Source organism: Erythrobacter sp. R86502 (genome assembly GCF_042466465.1).
GTDB lineage: Bacteria > Pseudomonadota > Alphaproteobacteria > Sphingomonadales > Sphingomonadaceae > Erythrobacter.
The window spans coordinates 49,908-71,394 of record NZ_JAXHCJ010000002.1 but is presented as its reverse complement, the minus strand read 5'-3'; the positions used below and the strand labels follow the sequence as shown (position 1 = coordinate 71,394).

The 21,487-nt window shown below is 58.6% G+C and carries 13 protein-coding genes; 10 read left to right on the top strand and 3 right to left on the bottom strand.

The window, feature by feature from the left end; all coding sequences use genetic code 11:
• From traF to SJY33_RS14765, 7 genes are all read left to right on the top strand, one after another.
• Positions 1 to 828 carry a conjugal transfer protein TraF gene (gene traF / locus SJY33_RS14795; protein ID WP_379923668.1) on the top strand — a complete coding sequence of 276 codons (828 nt, stop codon included), beginning with the start codon at positions 1 to 3 and terminating at the stop codon, positions 826 to 828.
• Positions 828 to 2,285, top strand: coding sequence for a conjugal transfer protein TraH (locus SJY33_RS14790; protein WP_379923667.1), 1,458 nt, complete (start codon positions 828 to 830; stop codon positions 2,283 to 2,285). The genes traF and SJY33_RS14790 overlap by 1 nt, the downstream gene beginning before the upstream one ends.
• A 38-nt stretch (positions 2,286 to 2,323) precedes the next feature.
• Positions 2,324 to 5,680: a conjugal transfer protein TraG N-terminal domain-containing protein gene (locus SJY33_RS14785; protein WP_379923665.1), complete on the top strand. Its 3,357-nt coding sequence runs from the start codon at positions 2,324 to 2,326 to the stop codon at positions 5,678 to 5,680.
• A gap of 739 nt (positions 5,681 to 6,419) precedes the next feature.
• The gene (locus tag SJY33_RS14780; protein WP_379923664.1) at positions 6,420 to 7,334 is read left to right on the top strand and encodes an Abi family protein; all 915 of its coding nucleotides are present in this window, start codon (positions 6,420 to 6,422) and stop codon (positions 7,332 to 7,334) included.
• Positions 7,335 to 8,252: 918 nt separating this feature from the next.
• Positions 8,253 to 8,543, top strand: coding sequence for an XRE family transcriptional regulator (locus SJY33_RS14775; RefSeq protein WP_379923663.1), 291 nt, complete (start codon positions 8,253 to 8,255; stop codon positions 8,541 to 8,543).
• A 41-nt stretch (positions 8,544 to 8,584) separates the two neighbouring features.
• Positions 8,585 to 11,665, top strand: a complete 3,081-nt coding sequence (locus SJY33_RS14770; protein WP_379923661.1) for a class I SAM-dependent DNA methyltransferase — start codon at positions 8,585 to 8,587, stop codon at positions 11,663 to 11,665.
• Positions 11,666 to 11,796: 131 nt separating this feature from the next.
• On the top strand, positions 11,797 to 12,327 hold the full coding sequence (locus SJY33_RS14765; RefSeq protein WP_379923660.1) for a hypothetical protein: 531 nt from the start codon (positions 11,797 to 11,799) through the stop codon (positions 12,325 to 12,327).
• 305 nt (positions 12,328 to 12,632) lie between these two features.
• Here SJY33_RS14765 and SJY33_RS14760 read toward each other — a convergent pair whose 3' ends face one another.
• Positions 12,633 to 13,535, bottom strand: a complete 903-nt coding sequence (locus tag SJY33_RS14760; protein WP_379923659.1) for a hypothetical protein — start codon at positions 13,533 to 13,535, stop codon at positions 12,633 to 12,635.
• A gap of 162 nt (positions 13,536 to 13,697) precedes the next feature.
• Here SJY33_RS14760 and SJY33_RS14755 point away from each other — a divergent pair, with 162 nt between their 5' ends.
• A complete protein-coding gene (locus SJY33_RS14755; protein WP_379923657.1) occupies positions 13,698 to 15,023 on the top strand; it encodes an integrase in 1,326 nt (441 codons plus the stop codon).
• A gap of 194 nt (positions 15,024 to 15,217) precedes the next feature.
• Here SJY33_RS14755 and SJY33_RS14750 read toward each other — a convergent pair whose 3' ends face one another.
• On the bottom strand, positions 15,218 to 15,802 hold the full coding sequence (locus SJY33_RS14750) for a hypothetical protein (RefSeq protein WP_379923656.1): 585 nt from the start codon (positions 15,800 to 15,802) through the stop codon (positions 15,218 to 15,220).
• Positions 15,803 to 16,208: 406 nt separating this feature from the next.
• Positions 16,209 to 17,237: an IS110 family transposase gene (locus SJY33_RS14745; protein WP_379923756.1), complete on the bottom strand. Its 1,029-nt coding sequence runs from the start codon at positions 17,235 to 17,237 to the stop codon at positions 16,209 to 16,211.
• Positions 17,238 to 17,579: 342 nt separating this feature from the next.
• Here SJY33_RS14745 and SJY33_RS14740 point away from each other — a divergent pair, with 342 nt between their 5' ends.
• Positions 17,580 to 19,157: an FAD/NAD(P)-binding protein gene (locus tag SJY33_RS14740; RefSeq protein ID WP_379923655.1), complete on the top strand. Its 1,578-nt coding sequence runs from the start codon at positions 17,580 to 17,582 to the stop codon at positions 19,155 to 19,157.
• Positions 19,158 to 19,268: 111 nt separating this feature from the next.
• On the top strand, positions 19,269 to 21,476 hold the full coding sequence (locus tag SJY33_RS14735) for a catalase (RefSeq protein WP_379923653.1): 2,208 nt from the start codon (positions 19,269 to 19,271) through the stop codon (positions 21,474 to 21,476).
• Positions 21,477 to 21,487: the final 11 nt, after the last annotated feature.

The following is a 21,487-nucleotide window of genomic DNA, read 5'->3' as shown; positions in this document are numbered from 1 at the left end:
ATGACGCGGATATGGGGTGCTGTGCTGAGTGCAGCCATGATGAGTGCGACGCTCGCTCCGAGCGTTGCGGTGGCTCAGCAGAGCGATGAGGGCGATGACGGCCTGATCCGGTTTCAGCAGGGCGATGATTTCTACTGCCGCGAACGCAATCTTGGGCAGTGGTTCTATTGCGAGAAGCCCAAACCCGATCCCGAGACGGTTGCGCAGGCCCAAGCCAGTATTCCGGCTGCGGTTCGTCTCAAGGCCATAAGCGAGAGACTGGAGGAGCTGAAGGCGAAGGCCATCCTCGAGCCCACCACCCAGAACGTGCAGGCCTATATTTCCTATCAGCGCGAACAGCTCGACCGCGCTTCAGATTTCGCCGACGTGTGGCGCCGCGCCATTTGGCAGAACCCCGAGCTGGATTACACCCTCCAGCGCCCGATCAATGCGCTTGGCAAGAAGACGTGGACGACCCAGCGCACCGCGCAGCGCGATGCCGCGCTTGCCGCCATCAGCCAGCGCTACGGGGTGTTCTATTTCTACTCCTCGGGCTGCGCGGCGTGCGAGGTCTTCTCTCCGATCATCAGGGGCGTCTCCGACCGCTTCGGGATGACCGTCATGGCCGTATCGATCGATGGCGGCCCCAACGCCGCCTTTCCCAATTACCTGATCGATACGGGGCAGTTCCAGGCGATGGGCATGGCCGGAAAGCAGGTGCCTGCTCTGGTGCTGTTCGACACCGTGACCAAGCAGCCCATGCCGATCGGTTACGGCGTGATGGCGGCCGACGATGTCATGGACCGCATCTTCACCCTCACCAACACCGAACCGGGGAGTGACTTCTGATGAGCCAGTCTGAGCAATCCTTATTTCGTCGTGGTTTCCGTCTCGCCGGTGCTTCGCTCGCGTGTCTCGCAGCTGTCAGCCTCGCCGCAGCGCCGGCGATGGCCAGTGTCGAGGGCGAGATGAACTCCTATTTCAACTCATCTGGCGCAGCTGCCAATGTCACCGGACCCTCGGCTTTCGACGGGCAGGCGGCAGGCTACTATTCCGGCGGAAGTCTGTGGACTCGGTTCCCGACCAAGCAGATCAATCCGGTTAACCTGCAGCTGCCCCGTGCCAGCGGGGGTTGCGGCGGGATCGATCTGTTCGGCGGTTCCTTCAGCTTCATCAACACCGATGAGATCGTTGCGACGCTGAAGGCAACGGCTAACAATGCGATCGGCTTCGCCTTCCAGCTCGCGATCGATTCCATCTCGGCGCAGATCGGCGGTGTGATGAAGGACATGAGCCACAAGATCCAGCAGATGAACGAGTACAATATGAACTCGTGCGAGTTCGCGCAGCAAGCCGTTGGTGCGCTTTGGCCGAAGATGGATGGCGCTACGCAGACGATTTGTCAGAATATCGGGCGTAGCAGCGGCATATTCTCCGACGCCGCTAGTGCTCGGCACAATTGCCCTGACCAAAACAGGCGTAACGCAGTCATCGATGGCAGTAGCGACCCTCAGGCTGAGATCGCTAAGAGCAAGAACTATACCTGGAAGGCGCTGATGAACAATTCGGCTACGAGGCCGGATGTGGATTACGCCGAATGGCTCATGACTATGGTCGGCACGATCATTTATGTGAAGCCGGAGAGCGATAGCGTTCCCGGGACTTTCCGCTTTATCGCACCAGCGAGTTGGGACACATACACTGCCCTCCTCGACGGCACGTCTGTTGCGCCTGCTCAGATCTATCGTTGTAGCGATGGAAGCGGTCCCGACCAATGTCTTAACCCGCAGCCGACCCCGCTGAGGGTTGATGCCAATTCCGCGTACAAGGCGCGTGTCAAGCGGATGATGGAGAGCATTGCGCAGAGGATCCGCATCAACGACACGTTGTCGAACGATGAGGTCAATCTACTCGGAATGTCGTCGATTCCGCTCTACAAGATCCTGGTCGTTAACGCCGCCTCACAATTTGGTCTCGGAGCGGGCGAGCTTGATTCCCTTGCCGAGATCGTCGCGGTTGAGGTGCTTCTCGGGAACATCGACCGTATGCTCGACGACGTCGCCCGCTCGCAGATCGGGTTCGACGCTCCTGAGCAGAAGAACTTCAACGACTGGCGCAGGCAGGTGCAGGACGTTCGCATCAATCTCAATGCCAAGCGCGCCGAGATGTCGGGCAAGCTCGGCGATACCTATCAGATTATCCAGCGCACGCAGTTCCTCGAGGCATCGCTCAAGAACACCATGAGTCCGCAGATCTCAGCGTCGCTCAGGTTCGGTCGTGGTCTTTCGGCTCAGGGCATCAGGTAAGCGCCCGCGGCCGCGGGTTTCAGGGAAGGGCGTTGGCGATGCTTGAGGTCTTCACGGTTGGCGGCGGCGAGTACATCGTCAATGTCCTCAATGCTGTTGCGGCATGGTCTGGGGGAGGGGGCTTCCGCTCCATGCTCCAGGTCGTGTTCGTGATGGGCCTTATTTACTCTCTGCTTGTGCTCGCCTTCAACTTCGACTGGCGGGCATGGATGAACTGGTTCCTGCAGGCGACCGCCATCTACATGATGCTGCTGGTGCCCACGGTGACCATCAAGGTCACCGACCGGATCGATCCCGGGCTTGCGCCCGCCACGGTCGCCAACGTCCCCTTGGGCTTGGGGGTTATGGCTTCTTTCACGAGCCAGTTCGGCGACTGGATGACCCGCACGGCCGAGACCGTGTTCGTCATGCCCGACGCGCTCAAGATGACCAACAATGGCATCATCTATGGCGCGCGGCTGCTTGAGAAGGCGCAGACATTCCAGATCACCGATCCGGTCTTCCGCGCCAATCTCGACGAGCATTTCAAGCAGTGCGTGTTTTATGACGTGTTGCTTGGGTTCAAGCCGATGGAGACGCTCACGAACAGCAACAACCTGTGGCGCGATATTGGGACAGGCAGTCCTTCCCGTGCCCAGAAATTCCTTGTTCGCAGCGGGACGACAGTGACGTCGTCGATCATTCGGTGCGACGCGGCCTATGCGGCGCTCGACGCGCAATGGACCGCCGAAATCGATGCCGATCTGCCTCTGTTCGCAAAGGGCGCTTATCCCGATCTTCTCGACACCATCGCCGCGCAGCGCCTGAGGAACGACCTCGGCATTATAGCCGGAAACATGCACGGAGCGGCCATCGATCCTTATGCCTATCTCCAGCAGGTTTCGGTCATGGATGCCTTCATGGCGGCGCGCGAGAGCTTCTCGGACGCGGGGTGGGACGCCTATGCGGCACAGCGCGCTGACGCTCAGGCGCGCAACACCTACACGTCGATCGCGCAGCAGGCGATGACGTGGGTGCCGCTCCTCGGCATCGTCCTGCACGTCGTCTTTTACGCCATGTTCCCGGTCATCTTTCCGCTCTTCCTCTTCCCCCGAACCGGCGTCACGACGCTTCGCGGTTACGGGATGGGCTTCTTCTACCTTGCGAGCTGGGGACCGCTTTATGTGGTTCTTCACATGTTCGTGATGAACCGCGCCGCCAGCGCCTATGCGGCGGTCGCGCCCACCGGGCCGACGCTGCTGGTCAGCAATGGCATCACCAATGTGAACAACGACATTGCGACGATTGCCGGGTTCATGATGATGAGTGTGCCGTTCATCGCCGCCGGCATGGCGCGCGGTGCGATGGCAATTGCCGGGCAGGCCACGTCGCTGCTCGGCCCGGCCCAGGCTGCGGGGCAGGCGGCTGCGGCCGAGCGCACCTTGGGCAACTATGCGACTGGCAACATCTCGTTCCAGAACCTGTCGGGCAACAATAGCAGCCTCAACAAGCACGATGACACGTTCAGCTATGGCTCCGGGTTCGGGAAGAGGTCGTTCACTCATTCCGACGGCGGGATCGAGACAGGGTTCGCCAATGGTGCCAACGCCTTCGACACCCGACAGGCAATCTCTTCCTTGGCCTACAAGCCGGTACGCACCGACGGGTTCGCATCGGACTTCAGGGAGGCTCTTTCCCAAGGCTTCAACAGGGCAGAGGGGCTTCGGCAAGCGGCATCCGAGTCTCGTAGCGCCACTGTTTCTACAGGCACCGAGCTTCTCGAAAGCGCTAGTCGGAGCGCGTCGTCCTCGAACGAGAATGGATCGGCGTTCAATTCGAGCGTGTCGAAGTTTAACGACCAGGTTCGTTCGCTATCCAATACTCTTCAAGAGAGGTTTGGATTGACCGAGAGCGAGTCCCAGAACGTCGCCAGGACCTTTTTCTTGTCCGGCGAAGCTGGGGGATCTGGAGGCGTTAATGGCAAACTTGGGGCTGGCAGTACTGAAGGCATTATCGCATCTCTCGGAGCCGACGTTTCTGCCAATCTTGCGGGTCGTATCATTGCTCAGCATCGTCATGAAACCGGCGAAACCTTGACCACCGATCAGGCTCTCTCCCGGGTCGCGGATTACGCCTATAAGGAATCGAACTCAACCCAGGCACGGCAGGCGCGAGAGGACTTCACGCGCGCAACGAGTTCGAGTTCCGACACCGAACTCAAGTCGCTTTCCGATCGTTATTCGGCCAGCTTGGCCGACACGCGCACCTATTCGAATGAGGCATCTCGCACACAGGAGGCCTACGAACGGCACAGTCAGGACTTCAGCGAGGCTGCGTCTCGCGGATACTCGCTCAGCCAAGACGAGACACAGGAGTTCGTCACCTATGCGCAGCAGGCGCTGCGCGCCCCGGAGAACAGCGTCCTTGCATCGACAGGCTGGCAACCTCGCCTCGTGGCCACCACCCCGGAGCAGGAGCAGGTCAAGCAGATCCTGCTGCGGCAATTCATGGACGACAAGGTTGATCAGGTGCGTCAGGAACTTGGTGTATCATTTCCCGAACTGGGCACTCCGACAGGTGAGCGGCCTTCGGTCTCATCGGCTGACGATGTCCAATCGTTCGGCGAGGCGAACATTGGCGCGATCTCGGCGCGTGGCCCCAATGTTAGCGTGCGCTCTAATTCGGGAGATGCTTCCGTACGAGAGGAAGCGGCAGAAAGAATTGACGAGGGTTCGTTTCGTCTGACTTCAGAGGGCCTGTCTCTTGGAAACAAAGTCAGCGGCGCCGAGAGCCGTGCCGCAGCTCTCGGAGACCGGGTTGACGAGCGCAATCATGAATCCATCGGCAGGTCGCTGGTCTCTCCGGTGATCAAGGGCGCTGAGAATTATCTTGAGGATGCAAAGGGCTGGATCTCGGATACGTCCGAGCGGGTTGGAAACACTCTCGGCATCGGCGGGGGAGGGGCCACTGGTGGCGGCCCCGTGAATTCTGTGCTGCCTCGTTCCGGCGAAGGTTTTCGAACCTACTCCGCGCCTGGCAGTCAGTATGCAACCGAGTCGGTCGCGAACGAGTTGCGCGCTTCGTCAGCCGAATGGGCAAGGCGCGGGGGGTCTCCGGTAAATATCGGGGACATCAGCAAGCGCGGTGGCGGCGACATTGCTGGCCATGAAACCCATGAGCAAGGAAGGCAGGTGGATATTCGGCCGTTCCGTCGTGATGGTGGTAATGCTCCTGTCACTTGGCAGAGCCGCGCCTATGATCGCGAGCAAACGCGTAACTACATTGAGTTCATGAAGGAGCGTAACCCTGGTGCCACCGTTCTCTTCAACGATCCTGTGTTGGTGAAGGAAGGGCTAACCCAGAAATACGAGGGTCATGACAATCATTTGCACCTCTCATTCCCTAACAGGAAGTGATTACGATGTGCAGCTTGGAGCATGAGTGAGCTTAGATCACCGAAAGCACTATGCTCAAGATGATGCTTCCCCAGAAACCGAGCATCAGCATCATCACAATACGAGCAACCGGAAGCTGACTCGAGCGAGGCGTGTGTGTCGATTCGAAGAGCGACTCGCTTTTCTGAAATACATACCCTCGATGCGCTTCGCCCGATGGTGTTCCCGGCGTGTAGGGGCTATCCGGTTGGCTGAGCGGGTTATGTGGCGATGAGTAATTGTGAGTTGACATAATCCGTGCCTTTCTCACGCATCATATCACGGCGGTCATGTTCTTCCAAGCGTTCTAGCTTTGTTCGCCTTCCTCTCCCGCAACATGGGGAATCGGCAATCAGGTCAGTTGTGCAAAAACACCATCCGGCTGATCTCGAACGGCCGTAATGGCTGGATCAGGTTCAGCGCTTCATTGAAGCCTAATTGGACCAGCCCTCGATCACTATCGCATGCCCAGAAAACATTCCGGTATTCGCGTTGCTGAACCTGGATCTTGATGCGTCGCTTACAGCAAGGTGCCGTCATCCTATGCCGCCGGGGAGGGTCTCTTGGACATCTGCGGTGAGCCGATGACAAGCCTTATTGATTTGTTGGGATATCCGGCCTATTTCGAACTCAATCGAACCCGCCCGGCCTCTGTCCGCAAGGATATGCACACTGGGCGGGTCTTTTGTTTTCAGGCCCCTGTCGCTAAGCATCGGCGGGCATGACGCGCGTTTTCAGCAAGCCCTCGCTCAATCTCGATCAGCAGATCGCCCACCTGCGCGACAATGGCATGGCCATCCCTGATGAGGAGCGGGCCCGGTATTGGCTGACGCACGTCAGCTACTATCGGCTGAGTGCATATTGGCTCTATTTCGAGCGCCCGAAGGATGAGCCCGGCCCGCGCTTCAACCGGGGCACGGACTTCGAGACGGTGACCGCGCTGTACGATTTTGACCGCCTCCTTCGGCGCCTTGTCATGCGCGGCACCGAGCACGTTGAGGTCGCTCTGCGCGGCAGTTGGGCCTACCAACTTGCGTCGCTCGATCATGGCCACAGTTACCTCGACGCGGGTCTCTATTCCGAGCGCAAGAAGTTTCATGACAATCTTGCGAAGCTGGCAAAGGATGTCGGGGAGTCCAACGAAACCTACATCGATCACTATCGGAAGACGTATCGGGCCCCGGCTCTGCCACCGGTGTGGATGGTCGCCGAGATGATGTCGTTCGGGCAGCTCTCTCGATGGTATTCGATCCTCGCGGACCGATCGCTACGTAACCGCATAGCAGTTCCCCTGGGGCTGACCGAGACGGTTCTCGTGCCTTTCGTCCGCCACCTGGTCGACGTCCGCAATATTTGCGCCCACCATGGGCGCCTTTGGAATCGGGGTTTCTTGATCTGCCCGCGTTTGCCGAGCAAACCGAGAGATCTTCAGCTTTCGCTGGACCACTCGGCCGGTGATCGACCGCCTGCGAAGCTCTACAACACCATCACCATGATCAATGGGGTGATGCTAACAGTAGCTCCTGAATCTCTGTGGGCACGTGACGTGAAGGCGCACATTCTGACCCATCCGACCGGGGACTTGGCTGCAATGGGGTTCCCGGAAGATTGGCAAGAGAAGCCATTATGGCGATGATCGGTCTCTCCGGTTAGCTCGACCGTCTGGTGCGGACACAGTCAACGCCTATGAGCAACCTCTTCCCGCGGGATCGTACGATAGATGGTCGGCCGCGAGACCTTGAACAGTTTGCCGAGGTCGCTGATCGTGTTAAAAGTCACGGCAAATAAGATTCCGTGTCAGGAACTGTGAGATTCTCACCCGCTGTGACAAATCAATCTGTGAATAGCTGTTAAATACGAGCAATTTACGCGATCGGTCGGAGTTCGGTCGACTTTTTTTCGAACAGCGGTTGCGGCACGTTCAGCGAGAAATTTTTTTCGAAACGCTCGATGCCAGCGCGGTCGAAACAAAATAACGACTGAAACCCACGTTTTCCTTCAGTCTTTGCCCAGTTTTAGCACCGCGGCTCTCGGCGGCCAGACCATGTCCGATGTCAGGTGCCGATCAAAGCGGAAAACGGTCTATACGGACCGGTCTTTCCCGACTTCAAGGAATGGGATTCCAGGAAATTGTAGCAAATTTCCAGTGATGTATCACTCGCGGGGGATCGAATACATGAAGTCGTTGAAGCTGACAACGAAGCCGGAAACCGCACCAGCTGCGTATCAAATGCCTTGGAAAACGAGATTCCGCGTCAGATAGGTAAGCGTCCGGTCGAAGCAGTTGTCGGCTATGGCCGGTTTTGGAATGCAGGCGTCGCCACTGGAATGACCGGGGATGGGTGGCAAGCTGCATGATCGCTTTCGAGTAAAAGAACGCAATCCCGACCTATCCTACCGAACGTGGTCAGGACTAACCGCAGCTGCGAAGCACGATACTGCCGGTCGCAAGCACGACGCAGCCATCTGACAAATCGCAGTCGCGAGTGATCGCTTGTGGATTCACATCATTTTATGTGCTTGGTACATTAAATGATGTGGATGCTGCCCTCCTATGACCTATGACGAATTTGTTACAGAGCTTGCTCGGGCCGGGCTCACGATCCGGGAGTTTGCCAGCCTGCTTGGCATGAGACCAAACTCGATCACGAACAATCGGCAGCGGGGGGAGGTCCCTGATCATTTGGCTGTCATAGCGGCTCTACTGTCTGAATTACGCCTCTCCGGTGTTTCGGCTGAGCCCGTTTTCGCTCGACTTGGCTTGACCAAAAAGAAGCCTCGTGGTGCTGCGGCCGCCGGACGGTTTGCGGGAGACAAACAGGGCACGCTGGAATTGCGCTCGTGACGGAGAGCCCACCCCTAACCCTCGATATTGCTGGCGGCCACTTGGGCTGGCCGCATACCGATGCAATCCTTTCCCCCAAGGGCGCGGGCGCGGCAGTCTTCGCGAATCTGGTACGAGGTAAGATCGGCCGATCACTCGGCGCCATGCCAGATGCACAAGGCATTCGCCTGGGCGTTCTCATGGCGGACGCGGAAGCCGCGACATCAGAACCACCTCTGGCGATCGTCGCCGAGTTCGCAGGCCCTGTGAGCGAAGACACGCTGCGCGAACTTCATCGCTTGGCGTGGAACTTCTCGCATGCGCCCACCCTGGTTACGATCGAACCCACGATCCTCAAGGTCTGGACCTGCTGCGAAGCACCTGACCCGAGCCGGGATCTTTCGACGTATCTAGTTCAGAACGTGGCATCCGACGCCATGTCTCCGCACGGTTCCGACCCACTCGAAGCCCAGGCTGTGCGGGCCTTGCATTGGATCAATCTGGTTTCCGGCCGGTTCTTCTTAGCTCACGCGGCACGGTTTCATCGCGATGGGCGAGCCGATCAAATGCTGCTCCGGAATCTTCGGCATATACGGGCAGTGTTGGCCGGTCAGGGGCTAGTCGACGACGATATTTGCCACGACCTTCTGGCGCGGATCATCTTCGTTCAGTTCCTGTTCGATCGGAAGGACCAAGACGGAAAGGCCGCCCTCACGCCTGCGACCTTGCAGCGATTGCAGAAAGAGGGAGTCCTCGCAAAAACTCACGGCAGCTTCGCCAGCATCCTGTCGAGCTACGATGATACCTACCGGCTATTTGACTGGCTGAACACGAAGTTCAACGGTGATTTGTTTCTAGGCAAGGGTGACACAGATCAGGCTCGGGCGGTCGGTTGGGCGATAGAGAAGGACGTTGTTCGCCCGGAACACTTGGCATCTTTGGCTGAATTCATTCGGGGCGATGTAGACTTAGAGTCCCGGCAGATGTCTCTGTGGCCGCAATACGCCTTCGACGTTATCCCGCTCGAATTCATTAGCAGTATCTACGAGACATTCGTGACGGAGCGTGCTGCCAAGGACGGCATCTTCTATACGCCGCCCTATCTAGTGGACTTCATTCTCGATCAGGTTCTGCCCTGGAACGGAAGCGAATGGGATCTGAAGATCATCGATCCTGCGTGTGGATCCGGGATTTTTCTGGTCAAAGCGTTCCAAAGGTTGGTCCACCGCTGGAAGCTCGCCAACCCGGGGGATACGGTGCGTGCAGAAACGCTGCGCCGGCTGCTCGAGCGTAACATATTTGGCGTCGACAAGGATCAGCATGCGGTGCGGGTCGCGTGCTTCAGTCTTTACCTCGCCATGTGCGACGAGATTGAGCCGCGTCACTACTGGACCCAGGTAACCTTCCCACCCATGCGCGGTCGCCGCCTGATTTGCTCGGACTTCTTCACTGAGGGGCAAACCGGTTTCGATACTGCGACAGATGGCGCCTCATACGATCTGGTGCTCGGGAACGCGCCGTGGGGCGACGGTGTGATCACTGAGGACGCGAAAATATGGGCCAAGGCAGGGCGGGGATGGTCTATTCCCAACAAGGACATCGGCGGACTGTTCCTAGCAAAGGGATCGGATCTGGCGGCGCCATCTGGACGCGTTGCGATGATCCAGTCCGCAAACTCGCTGCTTTTCAATATTAGTCCAAAGGCGACCTTGTTTCGGCAGCAGATTTTCGGACGCCGCCGGATCGAGGCGATTTTCAATCTCTCGGCGCTCCGCTTTAAGGTCTTTCGGCGCAAGACCCACACGACCAAGACTTCGGCTGCCCCCGCATGTGTGGTCATCATGACTCCGGCTGCGCCGGAAACTGACGATTTAATCCGCTACGTCTGCCCAAAGCATGTCCGTCCGCTAGTTGATGACTTCAGCATATTAATCGAGCCTCAAGACGATCGCGCGCTGCAGACTTCTGATGCCATTTCGGAACCGCTAATTTGGTCACAGCTCATGTGGGGCGCACCGCGCGATCTCCAACTGATCCGGCGGCTTCAGAGTTTTCCGAGCCTAGGCGCCTTAGCTGCTCAGCGGGCATTTCCGTATCAGCAGGGCCTTAATTTCGGAGACCGGACGAAGGCGATGCCGAGCCTCGAAGGGCGCCGCATTTTCGATGAAACGATGTTCCCTACGGATAGCTTCCTGAGCCTAGACGCCGAACCACTGCCTGTCGCGCATGACCTGAAGATTCACTCGAAGGCTTCGACCGGGGTTGCCGCCTTCGCTTGGCCCCAACTCATCATCAAGCATAGCTTGAACAGCCCGACGCGGCGTTTCCATGCGCGCATTACGAAATCGCCAACCAAGGAAGGCGTTCTTCCCAACCAGAGCTATTTTTCCGTCCACGCCGACCCAGCGATCCTAGATGCCGCTTGCCTAGCGCACAACTCGTGCCTTGCGGTTTACTTCCACTTTCTGACGAGCGGACGGGTGTCCGCCTATCGCCCTAAGTTATCGCGCGACGAGATTCTTGCTCTCCCTATACCAGACCCGGCCGAAGCCTCACTGGAAGGGGTTTCGGATTACGCTAGCCTCGACAGACGAGTCTTCGATCTCTTTCGCCTCAACGAAGCGGAGCGTGTGCTGATCGAGGATGCGCTGGCCTACACCGTTGGCGGCTTTCTGGAGACTGATGGAACTCTGGGTGATGAGCCGACTGCGTCGGGTGATACTGACGACGAGGGCCACCTCCGTTCCTATTGCGAACATTTCATGAGGGTCATCCGAGCGGGATTCGGCGAGGATAAAACGCTCTCGGCAACGATCTTCCGGGCGTCTCAGGAACAAATGCCCTTGCGACTTGTCGCCTTCCGTCTTGGTGGCGACACGGGGATCTCCATCCAGGAGATTGCTTCACCAGTGCTTCTGCATCAATTGGAGCGGCTGGTCGACTTAGACGCCCCGTCGGGTGGCGGATTGTTCAACCGCCGGATTGGCCGCATCTACGATGCAAGCAGTGGCGTCCCGACGATTTTTCTCGTGAAGCCAGATCAGAAGCGGTTCTGGACAAGAAGCGTTGGTCTCCAGGACGGCGATGAGGTCGCGCTGGATTTGCTTACGTGGGGGCGCCCCATCCAGGAGACGGTCAATTGACTTGGGCTGTCTCGCCGTCGCGGTCTACCGCGGACCCTGCATTTCTAGTCCTTGCCGCAACGTGGGCGCCCGAGCCGGCACGGCAGTTCTTGTCTCTCGTTTGGCTCGCCTATGACGCGATGCATGAGTCGATGCCGTTCATCGACTGTGGTGATCTGGAGCGCAGCATCACTCAAGTTCTTGAGCCGCGAATTTCCGCTGCGATGACGGGATTTGAACCCTTCTACGTCCAGCACGGACCGTTCGAAAGGGAAACCAAGCGTCCAGCACCTGCACAGCCGCCGGAATACGATCTCGCTTTCGTGCTACGAGCTGATGAGCGAATCATGTGGCCGCTCGAGGCGAAGGTTTTAGAAACTCCCGGCGCCGTAGCTGCTTATGCTCACGACGTGGAGAACGAATTTTTGAAGTGCCGCTATGCACCGTTTTCGAGTTCCGGTGCGATGCTGGCCTACCTGATCTCTGGCGGTGCGACGGACGCATTCGCCTCGATTGCAACTAAGCTCGGCTGCGAACTTCACGATGTTGTCGAGCACAGCGCGCGGCCAAATCGCGTTTCGAAACACACCAGGATTGTTCCTACCGGTAAACTCTATCCCTCCGCATTCAACTGCTACCACTTGGTATTGGAGTACCCCGGGCTGTCTCGAAGTAGGGCATAACCAGCTGCGGTCCGCATGGCGGTCCACCGGCAATCCGTCATTAGTGTCCCCAAGCGCACCGCCTGACAGCACTAAGGTGAACAACAAAGATGCCGGTCCGCAACCGCCCCATTTGCAGCCGGAGTTCCAGCTCAGGCTTGCGTTCGCCGACTGTCAGGTTTTGGTGATGAACCTGCCGCTGAATTCTTGGTGCGGGAACGGCGAGTTTGTCTTAAATTCGATCATTGACTATCTGGGAATCCAATTCGCTTTCAAGCGTCCGGCAGGCAAACCCATCGCACGGTGTCCTGTGTTTTCGTGCTTCGCTAGCGTTCGATCTGGCGCATCAGATAGCCGGCGCCCGCAGGCGTCGCATTAATTGCGATTGCCAGCTTATTGCGCGTCAGCGACGGCAGCGCGATGCACAGTTCGGCCGCATCCGCCAAGCGGCTGCGTGCAGTGCGTTCATAGCGCGAGCGCGACTGTGCAATTTCGCGCTCCAATCTTTCAAGAGTGCGCGTGGCCAGCAGAACTTGTGCGGACAGGCATTCGAGCAGGAGCTCGCGCCACTCGGCGGCCGACGAGCACAGGAGTTTGCGGCGCGGAACTAGTGCAGGGAGAAGGTTCGCGCTCATTCCCGATCGCTGCAGCAAGGTTGGTACCAGAGCGAGCACCAGCCAAGCGCGCGGATGGTCGCGGTCGAAGGAGACGGTGCGGCTGTCGGGAAGCGTTGCGATAACCGCAGAATGATCCGCTGCCCGTGTCACCAATCGCGCCATTAGGGCAAGGCGTTTTGAGATCGAGGTCAGCGATGGTTCAAGCCCGGGCTCCTCGGCCGTCTTTAGCAAAGCACGCCACAGCGGACCATAGTGCACCAAATCCGCGTTCGACCAAGTTGATGCCTCACGTTCCGCGTCAAGCAGGCTCCCGAGCAGGCGCAACACTTCGCGGTCGCGGCCTCCATTTTTCGGGCTAAGGCCAGCGAGGAAGAAATGCACGATTGCCGCCACACCGAGCGGATCGTTAAGGCCTTCGCTTGCGCGCGGGGGCGCACCAGACCCGGAAAACCATGCCTCGATGGCATTCGCATCGGTCGGAACGCCAGCATTGCAGGCGGCAATCGCGGCACCTTCGAAGCGCGCGCGGATGCTCCATGCGGTGTGCGCCGGACTGTGGGTGAGGCGGCCGTCGAGCCGTCCAAGGGCGAGAAGAGCATGCAAGGGAGTCATCGAGCAATGTCCTGAAATCGCGCCGAATGAAGCACATGCCGGTCGTCAAAGAAAGCAAAACCGCAGTTTGCTTTTGCGCTTAAATAGGATCTGTTTATTCACTATCGATAATTGCATACTATCGATAGTGACATTGGTGGATTGCGCCCTTATGGTGCGCGAATGACCGCCAATTCGTCCTCTTTGATGCCAGCGCGATCCGCGATCGCCGCACCCAGCGTCATCATTGTCCTTGCGCCCGGCGAGACACCCTTGCCGCAGCGCAGCGAGGGGCGTGCTATCGACCGCGTCGCGCAGCTCACCAGCCTGCTTGAAGCGCTGGTCGACCCGGCCCATGCCATCGACGCGCTTGGCTATCGCAAGGCGCTCGAGGCGCGCAGCCAAAACACGGTCAAGGCGCTGGCCAATGATCTGGCCTGCTACGCGGCGTTCTGCACGGTCAGGGGAGGTCCCGCCTTGCCCGCCTCAGCAGCGCGGGTGGTTGCCTATTGCGATCATGTCGAAACGCTTGGGCTCAAGCCTGCGACCGCCGCGCGGCGGCTCTCCAGTCTCGCTGTGATCCATGGTCTGTTGGGGGTGACCTCGCCAACCCGTGAGGCGGTGGTGCGCGACACCATGGCGGGCTATCGCCGCCGCCAGGGCACGCGGCAGCGGCAGGCAGGTGCGCTGCGTTTTGGCGCAGGGATCGAGGCAGCGCTTGCCTTGCACGGCGAGGAGGGCCCGGCTGATGAGGGAAGAAGGGCGACCCGCGCCGCGTTCACGCTTACCGCGTTGCTCGCCGCTTGCGACACCGACCCACCGGGCCTGCGCGATGCGGCCTTGCTCTCGCTCGGCTATGATACTGGCCTGCGGGTTGCCGAGCTGGTGCGGGTCGCCTGCGAGCACATAGCTGCGAGCGATGATAGCAGCGGTGCCGGTACCTTGTTTATTCCGACCTCGAAGACTGACCAGATGGGGGAGGGGGCTTATGCCTGGATCTCGTCAGAAAGCATGCGGCGCATCGGCGCCTGGCTCAAAGCTGCCGGCTTTCAATCAGGGGCAGTGTTCCGGCGAGTGGCGGTTCGGCGCATCAAGGCGCAAGCGGCTGTAAAGCCTGTCGCGATCGGAACACTCAGCCCCAATGCGCAACTGACCGAGGAGCGGCTCTACGGCCGCAAGGCGTTGCCCGGAAAGATTACCTACGCCATCGGTGAGGGCGCGATCACCCCTGCAGCGGTGCGGCTGATCCTCAAGCGTACTGCGTTGCGCTCGGCCGATCTGGGGTTGGTGGAACTTTATGGCCAAGCGCTTGATGCTGCGATCGCGCAGCTCAGCACCCACAGCCTGCGCGTGGGCCTCACACAGGATCTGTTTGCCAACGGCGCCGATGCCGGGCCCGTAGCGCAGGCCTTGCGGTGGACCTCGACATCAACCGCCCTGCGTTACGGGCGCGCGCTTGCCCCTGCAAGCAATGCTACAGCGCAGATGCTGCGCGACGTTCGCCGGTAGCAGGAGCGCTGCTGCCCAGAAGATCGAAGATTGAGGCCGCTGGCTGGGGCCGCGCGATTTCTACCTTTTGCGCTAATCTGGCAGCCGATCCCGTTGATTGTGCACCCTCCGTTACCGGACAGGCAGCTTCAACGGGATTCTCGCTGAAAGTTGCCATTCTGCAAACGACCCCAGAACGGACATAGGACAAACCGTTAGTGGGCTCCAGTCGGCACCCAATCCGTTGGTAGCTGATGCCAAGGCGCTTCCGGATGCCGCCTCGCCAGTTCCTCTTTAACCTTTCGCTCTCTCCAGACGGGCCCGCCTATGTGCCATTCCGCCGTCTCTTGCCCGAAGTCAGCAGTTAGTCGGGAAGGGATGTGTTGTTCGGCGTCCCAACCAGCAATGACTTCCAAGTCTTGTATCGCAGGATCATCTACGCGGGTTTCAGTGCCCACGCCGCCCTCATCCCAGACCGTAACCGTGATAGTTCCTACAGGCCATTGCACCATACGCCGACCTCTGTGGAGATCGGGCACAAGCTCACAACGTCCAAGCTTCTGCCACTGACCGGAGCGGAGTGCTCGGGTGATCGATGGATATACTACTGCCACCACCGACATAATCGGTGAGGTGACAATCGCTTCAATGGCAGCGACTTCACGATCCCTGCGCCGGAAGAATCCTAGGGATTTGTCCGTTGTGACTTGGCCGTAGTAGACCCACTCCTGTTCACCGAGGAGGGCATAAAGGGTGCCCTGCTTCAGGTCGGCACGGGCCTTCGGATTAGCTTCGAGCATCGGCACATTCTTCCCGCTTGGATCGAAAGGGTCAACGGCAGAAAACCACCCATTTGCGGTCATTGGTCGCGGTCAGGCTGAACCCTTAAACCGGACTGGCAGCCATGGCGTCAATCTGGCCGAAAGCGGAATTTCTCGAAACGACCCCTGTGTGGACGGCTCTCCGTTGGCAAGGGTATTTCTGCACTGCGCTGGCTGGTCGTGGCGCCCATGTGTCCGGCCTGTATGCGCGGCTTTCTGTGGCCGCTGGCCCTGATGCCATTCGCGCGGGTCAGGTCCCTCCCAAAAGCACGCACTCGAGGTGCTGGGGTCGGACGGGTTTTCCTGCTCCGGCGGTTTCAACCGGCTTGTTGCGTCAGTTCAGTCTGCCCTCTCCAACTGGTGTAGCGCCCTGGGGCGCGATCTCTCAGGCTGCAGCCAACTCCGCTTCGCGGTAAGCCTCGCCGGTTGCCATCATTGCCCAGATGATCCGGGCGTTCTTGTTCGCCAGCGCGACAGCGGCAACCTTGGGCTTCTTGCGCTCGAGCAGCTGCGTCATCCAGGGCCACTTCGGGCTGCCCAACTTCGCTTGCCGCACCACTGCCATGGCACCGACCACGAGCAACTCGCGCAGGTAGGTGTTGCCGGCCTTGGTGATGCTGCCGAGCCACTCCTTCCCGCCGCTCGAGTTCTGGCGAGGGGTCAGTCCGATCCATGCCGACAGACTGCGCCCGCCATCAAAGATAGCAGGGTCAGGAACACAGGCCACGATCGCACTGGCCAGCAGTGGGCCGATGCCAGGTATCTTCATCAGCCTGCGGCCTGCTTCGGTCCTGCGAGCATCGGCCAGGATGCGCCGGTCGTTGTCGAGGATCTGCTCCTTGACCATATCGAGCTGCGCGCACAGCACGGAGAGGCAGGCTCGTGCCTCTTTAGGCAAGCGCGCATCCTCCTGATCGGCGATGACCGCGATCAGCCGGTCCAGTCCTCCGCGCCCGATTGCTGCGACGATGCCGAACTCGGCCATGTGCGCGCGCAGGGCATTGCTGATCTGCGTGCGCTGCCGTGTCAGGATCTTGCGCACCCGGTGCAGCATCATGGTCGCCTGCTGGTCTGGTGACTTCGCGCCAACGAACCGCATCGTCGGACGGGTCACCGCTTCACAGATCGCCTCGGCATCGGCCGCATCGTTCTTACCGCGCTTCACATAGGGCTTCACGTATTGCGGCGGCATCAGCTTCACCTCGTGGCCTAGCGCCGCCAGCTCGCGCGCCCAGTGGTGGGCCGAGGCACAAGCTTCCATGCCGACAAGGCACGGCGGCAGCTTCTCAAACAGCTTCAGCAACTGGCCCCGCGAAAGCTTACGCCGCAGCACAGCCTCGCCCTGCGCGTTGACACCGTGAACCTGGAAAACAGACTTGGCCAGATCCAGCCCAACAACCGATACTTGCTCCATCGTCACTCTCTTCTCCGACTCATCCGCAGAAATTACCCCATGGGGTGGAGAGCCGTCCACGACATCAAAAGCGGAAGTCGCCAACCGAGAATTGGTCATCTGGCAGCTTCCTTAAATTGTCGTGTGCTGTTGGCCGCAATTGGGCTAGCAGCGGAACAGCGACTTCTACCGGCACGCAATCACGATAAGAACGAGACCGGGCGTGCCGATGCCATCAGGAAGATGGCACCGACAGCGGCGGCCATTCTGTCAGCGTTAATCCGCGCAATCCTCTGAACTTCATTGTGTAAATCATGGTGAATAGGCAAAACGCGGGCAGGACAAACAGAAGGTTTGACTAAGATGCAGAAGATCGCCATCATCGGAAGCGGCCCAATGGCGCTCTATGCGCTCAAGCATCTTTTCAACACTGAATCGCCTGTCGAGATTGCCATTTTCGAGGCGTCATCTGTTGCCGGTGTCGGCATGCCATACCAGCCAGCCATGAACGCGGATTATATGTTGTGCAATGCGTTCAGCCGGGAAATACCCTCAGTCACGAGACCGCTGCTAAGCTGGTTGAAGGACCGGCCCAAACGCGAGCTAAGTGAATGGGAACTCTCCCGGCATGATCTGGCAGCCCGCGCTTTTTATCCGCGTGTGCTGATAGGCGAGTATCTGCAGGCCGAGTTTGAGGCACTGTGTGAGAAGGCCGCCGCCAAAGGTCATACGGTAACTGTGCACACCGATTGCAAGGTCACAAATATCGAGGTGCAGGACGGCAAGCCAGCCTTGTACGTGGGCGGCCAACAACGCGGAGCAAACTGGATATTCGACGACGTTATTATCGCTTCCGGGCACTCCTGGCCAACCAGCCCCGCCATCGACGATGTCGATCTTGTTTCACCTTGGCCCTACACAAACATCACTAGCTTAAAAGCCGGTGACATCGGCATCTTGGGGTCATCGCTGTCAGCGATAGACATCGTCGTAGCTCTAGGTCACGCGCATGGCACCTTCGACGAGACCGGAGATCAAGTAACCTGGCTGCCCGCGGACGGCAGCGAGGCTTTGCGAGTCACCATGGTGTCACATCTTGGCATAATGCCGGAAGGCGATTTTTATTATCCGTTTCCCTATGAACCGCTGCAGCATCTAACTGACGAGGCAGTTGGTAAGGAAGTCGGCAAGGGACCGGACGGACTGCTCGACCGGGTGTTTGCGCTACTATGTGCGGAACTTGACGCCTGCGACCCAGAATATCTGGCCAGTTTCGCGCCTTCGGCCAAGACCGTCGAAGGATTTGCGCCAGCCTATTTCGAAAGACGGCGTGAGCTCGGCGGGCTCCGCGCTGTAAAGAGGGACTTGGCTCAGGTGAGAGAGTCTCTCGAGCAAAAGCATACGATCGCTCATCGCTATGCCCTGTTGCGCGGACATGCCGTTTTCGATCTTGCGCTACGCGAACTTTCCGAGAGTGATTACTCCCGATTCCTCGAGCACTTGATGCCGGTGTTTGGCGATTGTTATGCCGCCGTGCCGCATCTGTCGCTCGCCCGTGTGATCGCCCTGTATGACGCAGGTGTGCTGGAATTGCTGGCAACAGGTGAGGACTCGTCATTCGCGAAACGAAGCGACGGCTCGATCGAGGTCGAGACCGAGGATGGGCCGATCACATTCGACACGATGATTGATGCGCGGGGGCAATCTCCTTCGAAAGTGGCGGATCTGCCGTTTCCGTCTCTCGTAGCAAGTGTGGATGACGGTGATGCGGCCTTGTTAAGGCCATTCGAGCTGAACGTGAACGGATTGAATGCTGGCAGAGTGTTCTGTCTTGCGCTCCCGCAGCTTCTTGAGCGGCATCCATTTGCTCAAGGCCTGGTCGAATGTCATGAGCTGGCCGGCATTGCGGTCAGACAGATCGCCCGGCACGCGAACAAATAAATAGGCTGCGAAGCGAAAGATTTCAGGAAGTTGGCAGACCTAATTGGCCAGTCCGTGCGCTGACCTACCACGCTCGCGCATCGGCGCTGAACATGTGGAAGGACGCATCGCATGACCAAGAAGAAAACCAGTTTAAAGACGAGTTCTGCGAAGGCAAATCCTGCCAAGAGCAAAACGAGCTCAGCGCTCGACAACACTTTGAACGATATTCAGCCCGGCAGCGGTTCCGCCGACTTCGAACAAAGCCAGCGCAAGCAGGGCGGCGAAACTCATCAGCAGATTGCGCATAATGGCAACCACGCGGATGGGCCTGCCCATCTTACCGACAATCATGGACACCGTATTTCGGACAATCAGAACAGTTTGAAGGCGGGTGCGCGTGGGCCGGCATTGCTGGAAGATTTCGTACTGCGCGAAAAGATCTTCCATTTCGATCATGAGCGTATTCCCGAACGGATCGTCCATGCCCGCGGGTCCGGCGCCCATGGTATCTTCGAAGTTACCAAAGCGATCCCGGAGTTGACCAAGGCATCGCTGTTTCAGGAAAAGGGTAACAGCTGCCCGCTTTTCACACGCTTCTCTACGGTGGCTGGTTCGAAGGGATCGAAGGACACACCGCGCGACGTACGCGGGTTCGCGGTCAAGTTCTATACCGATGCCGGTAATTGGGACCTTGTCGGCAACAATATGGCGCCCTTCTTCATTCAGGATGCGATCAAGTTTCCTGATCTGATCCACTCGGTAAAGCCCGAAGCCGATCGCGGTTATCCGCAGGGGGCATCAGCGCATGACACCTTCTGGGATTTCATCAGCCTGATGCCTGAAAGCATGCATATGGTGATGTGGGCGATGTCCGGCCGCGGCCTGCCGCGCAGCCTGCGGATGATGGAGGGGTTCGGGGTCCATACCTTCCGCTTCGTCAACGCTGATGGAAAGGGCACATTCGTTAAGTTTCACTGGAAGCCGGTGCTTGGGGTGCAGTCCACAACTTGGGATGAAGCGGTCAAGATTTCCGGTGCGGACCCGGATTATCACCGGCGCGATCTGCACGAAGCGATCGACAAGGGCGACTTCCCTGAATGGGAACTCGGTATTCAGACCTTTGACGAAAAATGGGCGGCAAAGCAGCCCTATGATGTGCTTGATGCGACCGAGCTGATTCCAGAGGAAGACATCCCGGTGCGCATCATCGGCAAGATGACGCTCAACCGCAATCCCGACAATTTCTTTGCAGAGACTGAGCAGGCAGCTTTCCTGCCGACCAATGTCATTCCCGGTATCGATTTCTCAAATGATCCGCTGCTTCAGGGCCGCCTGTTCAGCTATCTCGACACGCAAAAGTCGCGCCTTGGAACCACCAACTTCCACCAGATACCGATCAATGCGCCAAAATGCCCGATGCATAATTTTCAGCGCGATGGTTTGATGCAAACGATGGTTCCCACTGGCCGAGCTAATTACGAGCCCAACAGCCTTGCTGAAGCGGGCGAAGACGGCGGCCCGCGTGAATGTCCGGAAACTGGCTTCAGTTCCTTCCGCGAAAACGCTGAACGTAATGATCCGACCGAAAAGGTTCGCGCCCGCGGCGAACTGTTTGCCGATCACTTCAGTCAGGCGCGTATGTTCTATCTCTCGCAAACCGAAAACGAGCAGGCGCATATCGCTTCTGCAATCGTGTTCGAATTGTCGAAAGTGACGCTCGCGCATGTCCGGTCTCGCGTCGTGGCGCAGCTGCGCAATATCGACACTGATCTGGCGAAACGGATTGCCAAGGGTCTGGCGATCGATCTGCCCAAGGCCGCGAAGCCCGCGCGCCAACCCGTTGATATGGCGATATCGGATGCCTTATCAATCCAGAAGAATATCAACGTAACGCTCAAGGGCCGCACCGTTGGGATTCTGTTTGCTGAGGGATCGGATAAGAAGACTATCGACCTGCTCAAAAAGGCTGTCGAAGATGAGGGCGGGGTGGCCATGTTGCTCGCCCCTAAGATCGGTGGCATCCCAGTCGATGGCGGAACTCTAGAAGCTGACGGCCAATTGGCAGGCACACCATCGGTATTACTCGACGCAGCCGCCTTGGTCCTTACCAAGGAGGCCGCCACCAAACTCACCAAAGACAGCGCCGCAGTAGGTTTTGAGTGTGATGCCTGGGCACATCTGAAGGCAATCGGTCATGATGACGGCGCTGCGGTGTTGTTAGAACATTGCCACGTTCCGCTGCATGCTGAGGGCATTACAAAGGCGGATAAATCGTTCGTTGGCCACGCTGCCAAGCGCTTCTTCGCTCGGGAACCAGACGTCAGGGATTTGGCATAAAGAGCCAATTT

Excerpts from the sequence above, each read along its gene's own strand:
- SJY33_RS14745 (WP_379923756.1), bottom strand. The coding sequence starts at position 17,237 with ATGGAGCAAGTATCGGTTGTTGGGCTGGATCTGGCCAAGTCTGTTTTC.
- SJY33_RS14755 (WP_379923657.1), top strand. The coding sequence starts at position 13,698 with ATGACCGCCAATTCGTCCTCTTTGATGCCAGCGCGATCCGCGATCGCC.
- SJY33_RS14760 (WP_379923659.1), bottom strand. The coding sequence starts at position 13,535 with ATGACTCCCTTGCATGCTCTTCTCGCCCTTGGACGGCTCGACGGCCGC.
- traF (WP_379923668.1), top strand. The coding sequence starts at position 1 with ATGACGCGGATATGGGGTGCTGTGCTGAGTGCAGCCATGATGAGTGCG.
- SJY33_RS14790 (WP_379923667.1), top strand. The coding sequence starts at position 828 with ATGAGCCAGTCTGAGCAATCCTTATTTCGTCGTGGTTTCCGTCTCGCC.
- SJY33_RS14765 (WP_379923660.1), top strand. The coding sequence starts at position 11,797 with ATGCCGTTCATCGACTGTGGTGATCTGGAGCGCAGCATCACTCAAGTT.
- SJY33_RS14780 (WP_379923664.1), top strand. The coding sequence starts at position 6,420 with ATGACGCGCGTTTTCAGCAAGCCCTCGCTCAATCTCGATCAGCAGATC.
- SJY33_RS14750 (WP_379923656.1), bottom strand. The coding sequence starts at position 15,802 with ATGCTCGAAGCTAATCCGAAGGCCCGTGCCGACCTGAAGCAGGGCACC.
- SJY33_RS14785 (WP_379923665.1), top strand. The coding sequence starts at position 2,324 with ATGCTTGAGGTCTTCACGGTTGGCGGCGGCGAGTACATCGTCAATGTC.
- SJY33_RS14735 (WP_379923653.1), top strand. The coding sequence starts at position 19,269 with ATGACCAAGAAGAAAACCAGTTTAAAGACGAGTTCTGCGAAGGCAAAT.
- SJY33_RS14740 (WP_379923655.1), top strand. The coding sequence starts at position 17,580 with ATGCAGAAGATCGCCATCATCGGAAGCGGCCCAATGGCGCTCTATGCG.
- SJY33_RS14775 (WP_379923663.1), top strand. The coding sequence starts at position 8,253 with ATGACCTATGACGAATTTGTTACAGAGCTTGCTCGGGCCGGGCTCACG.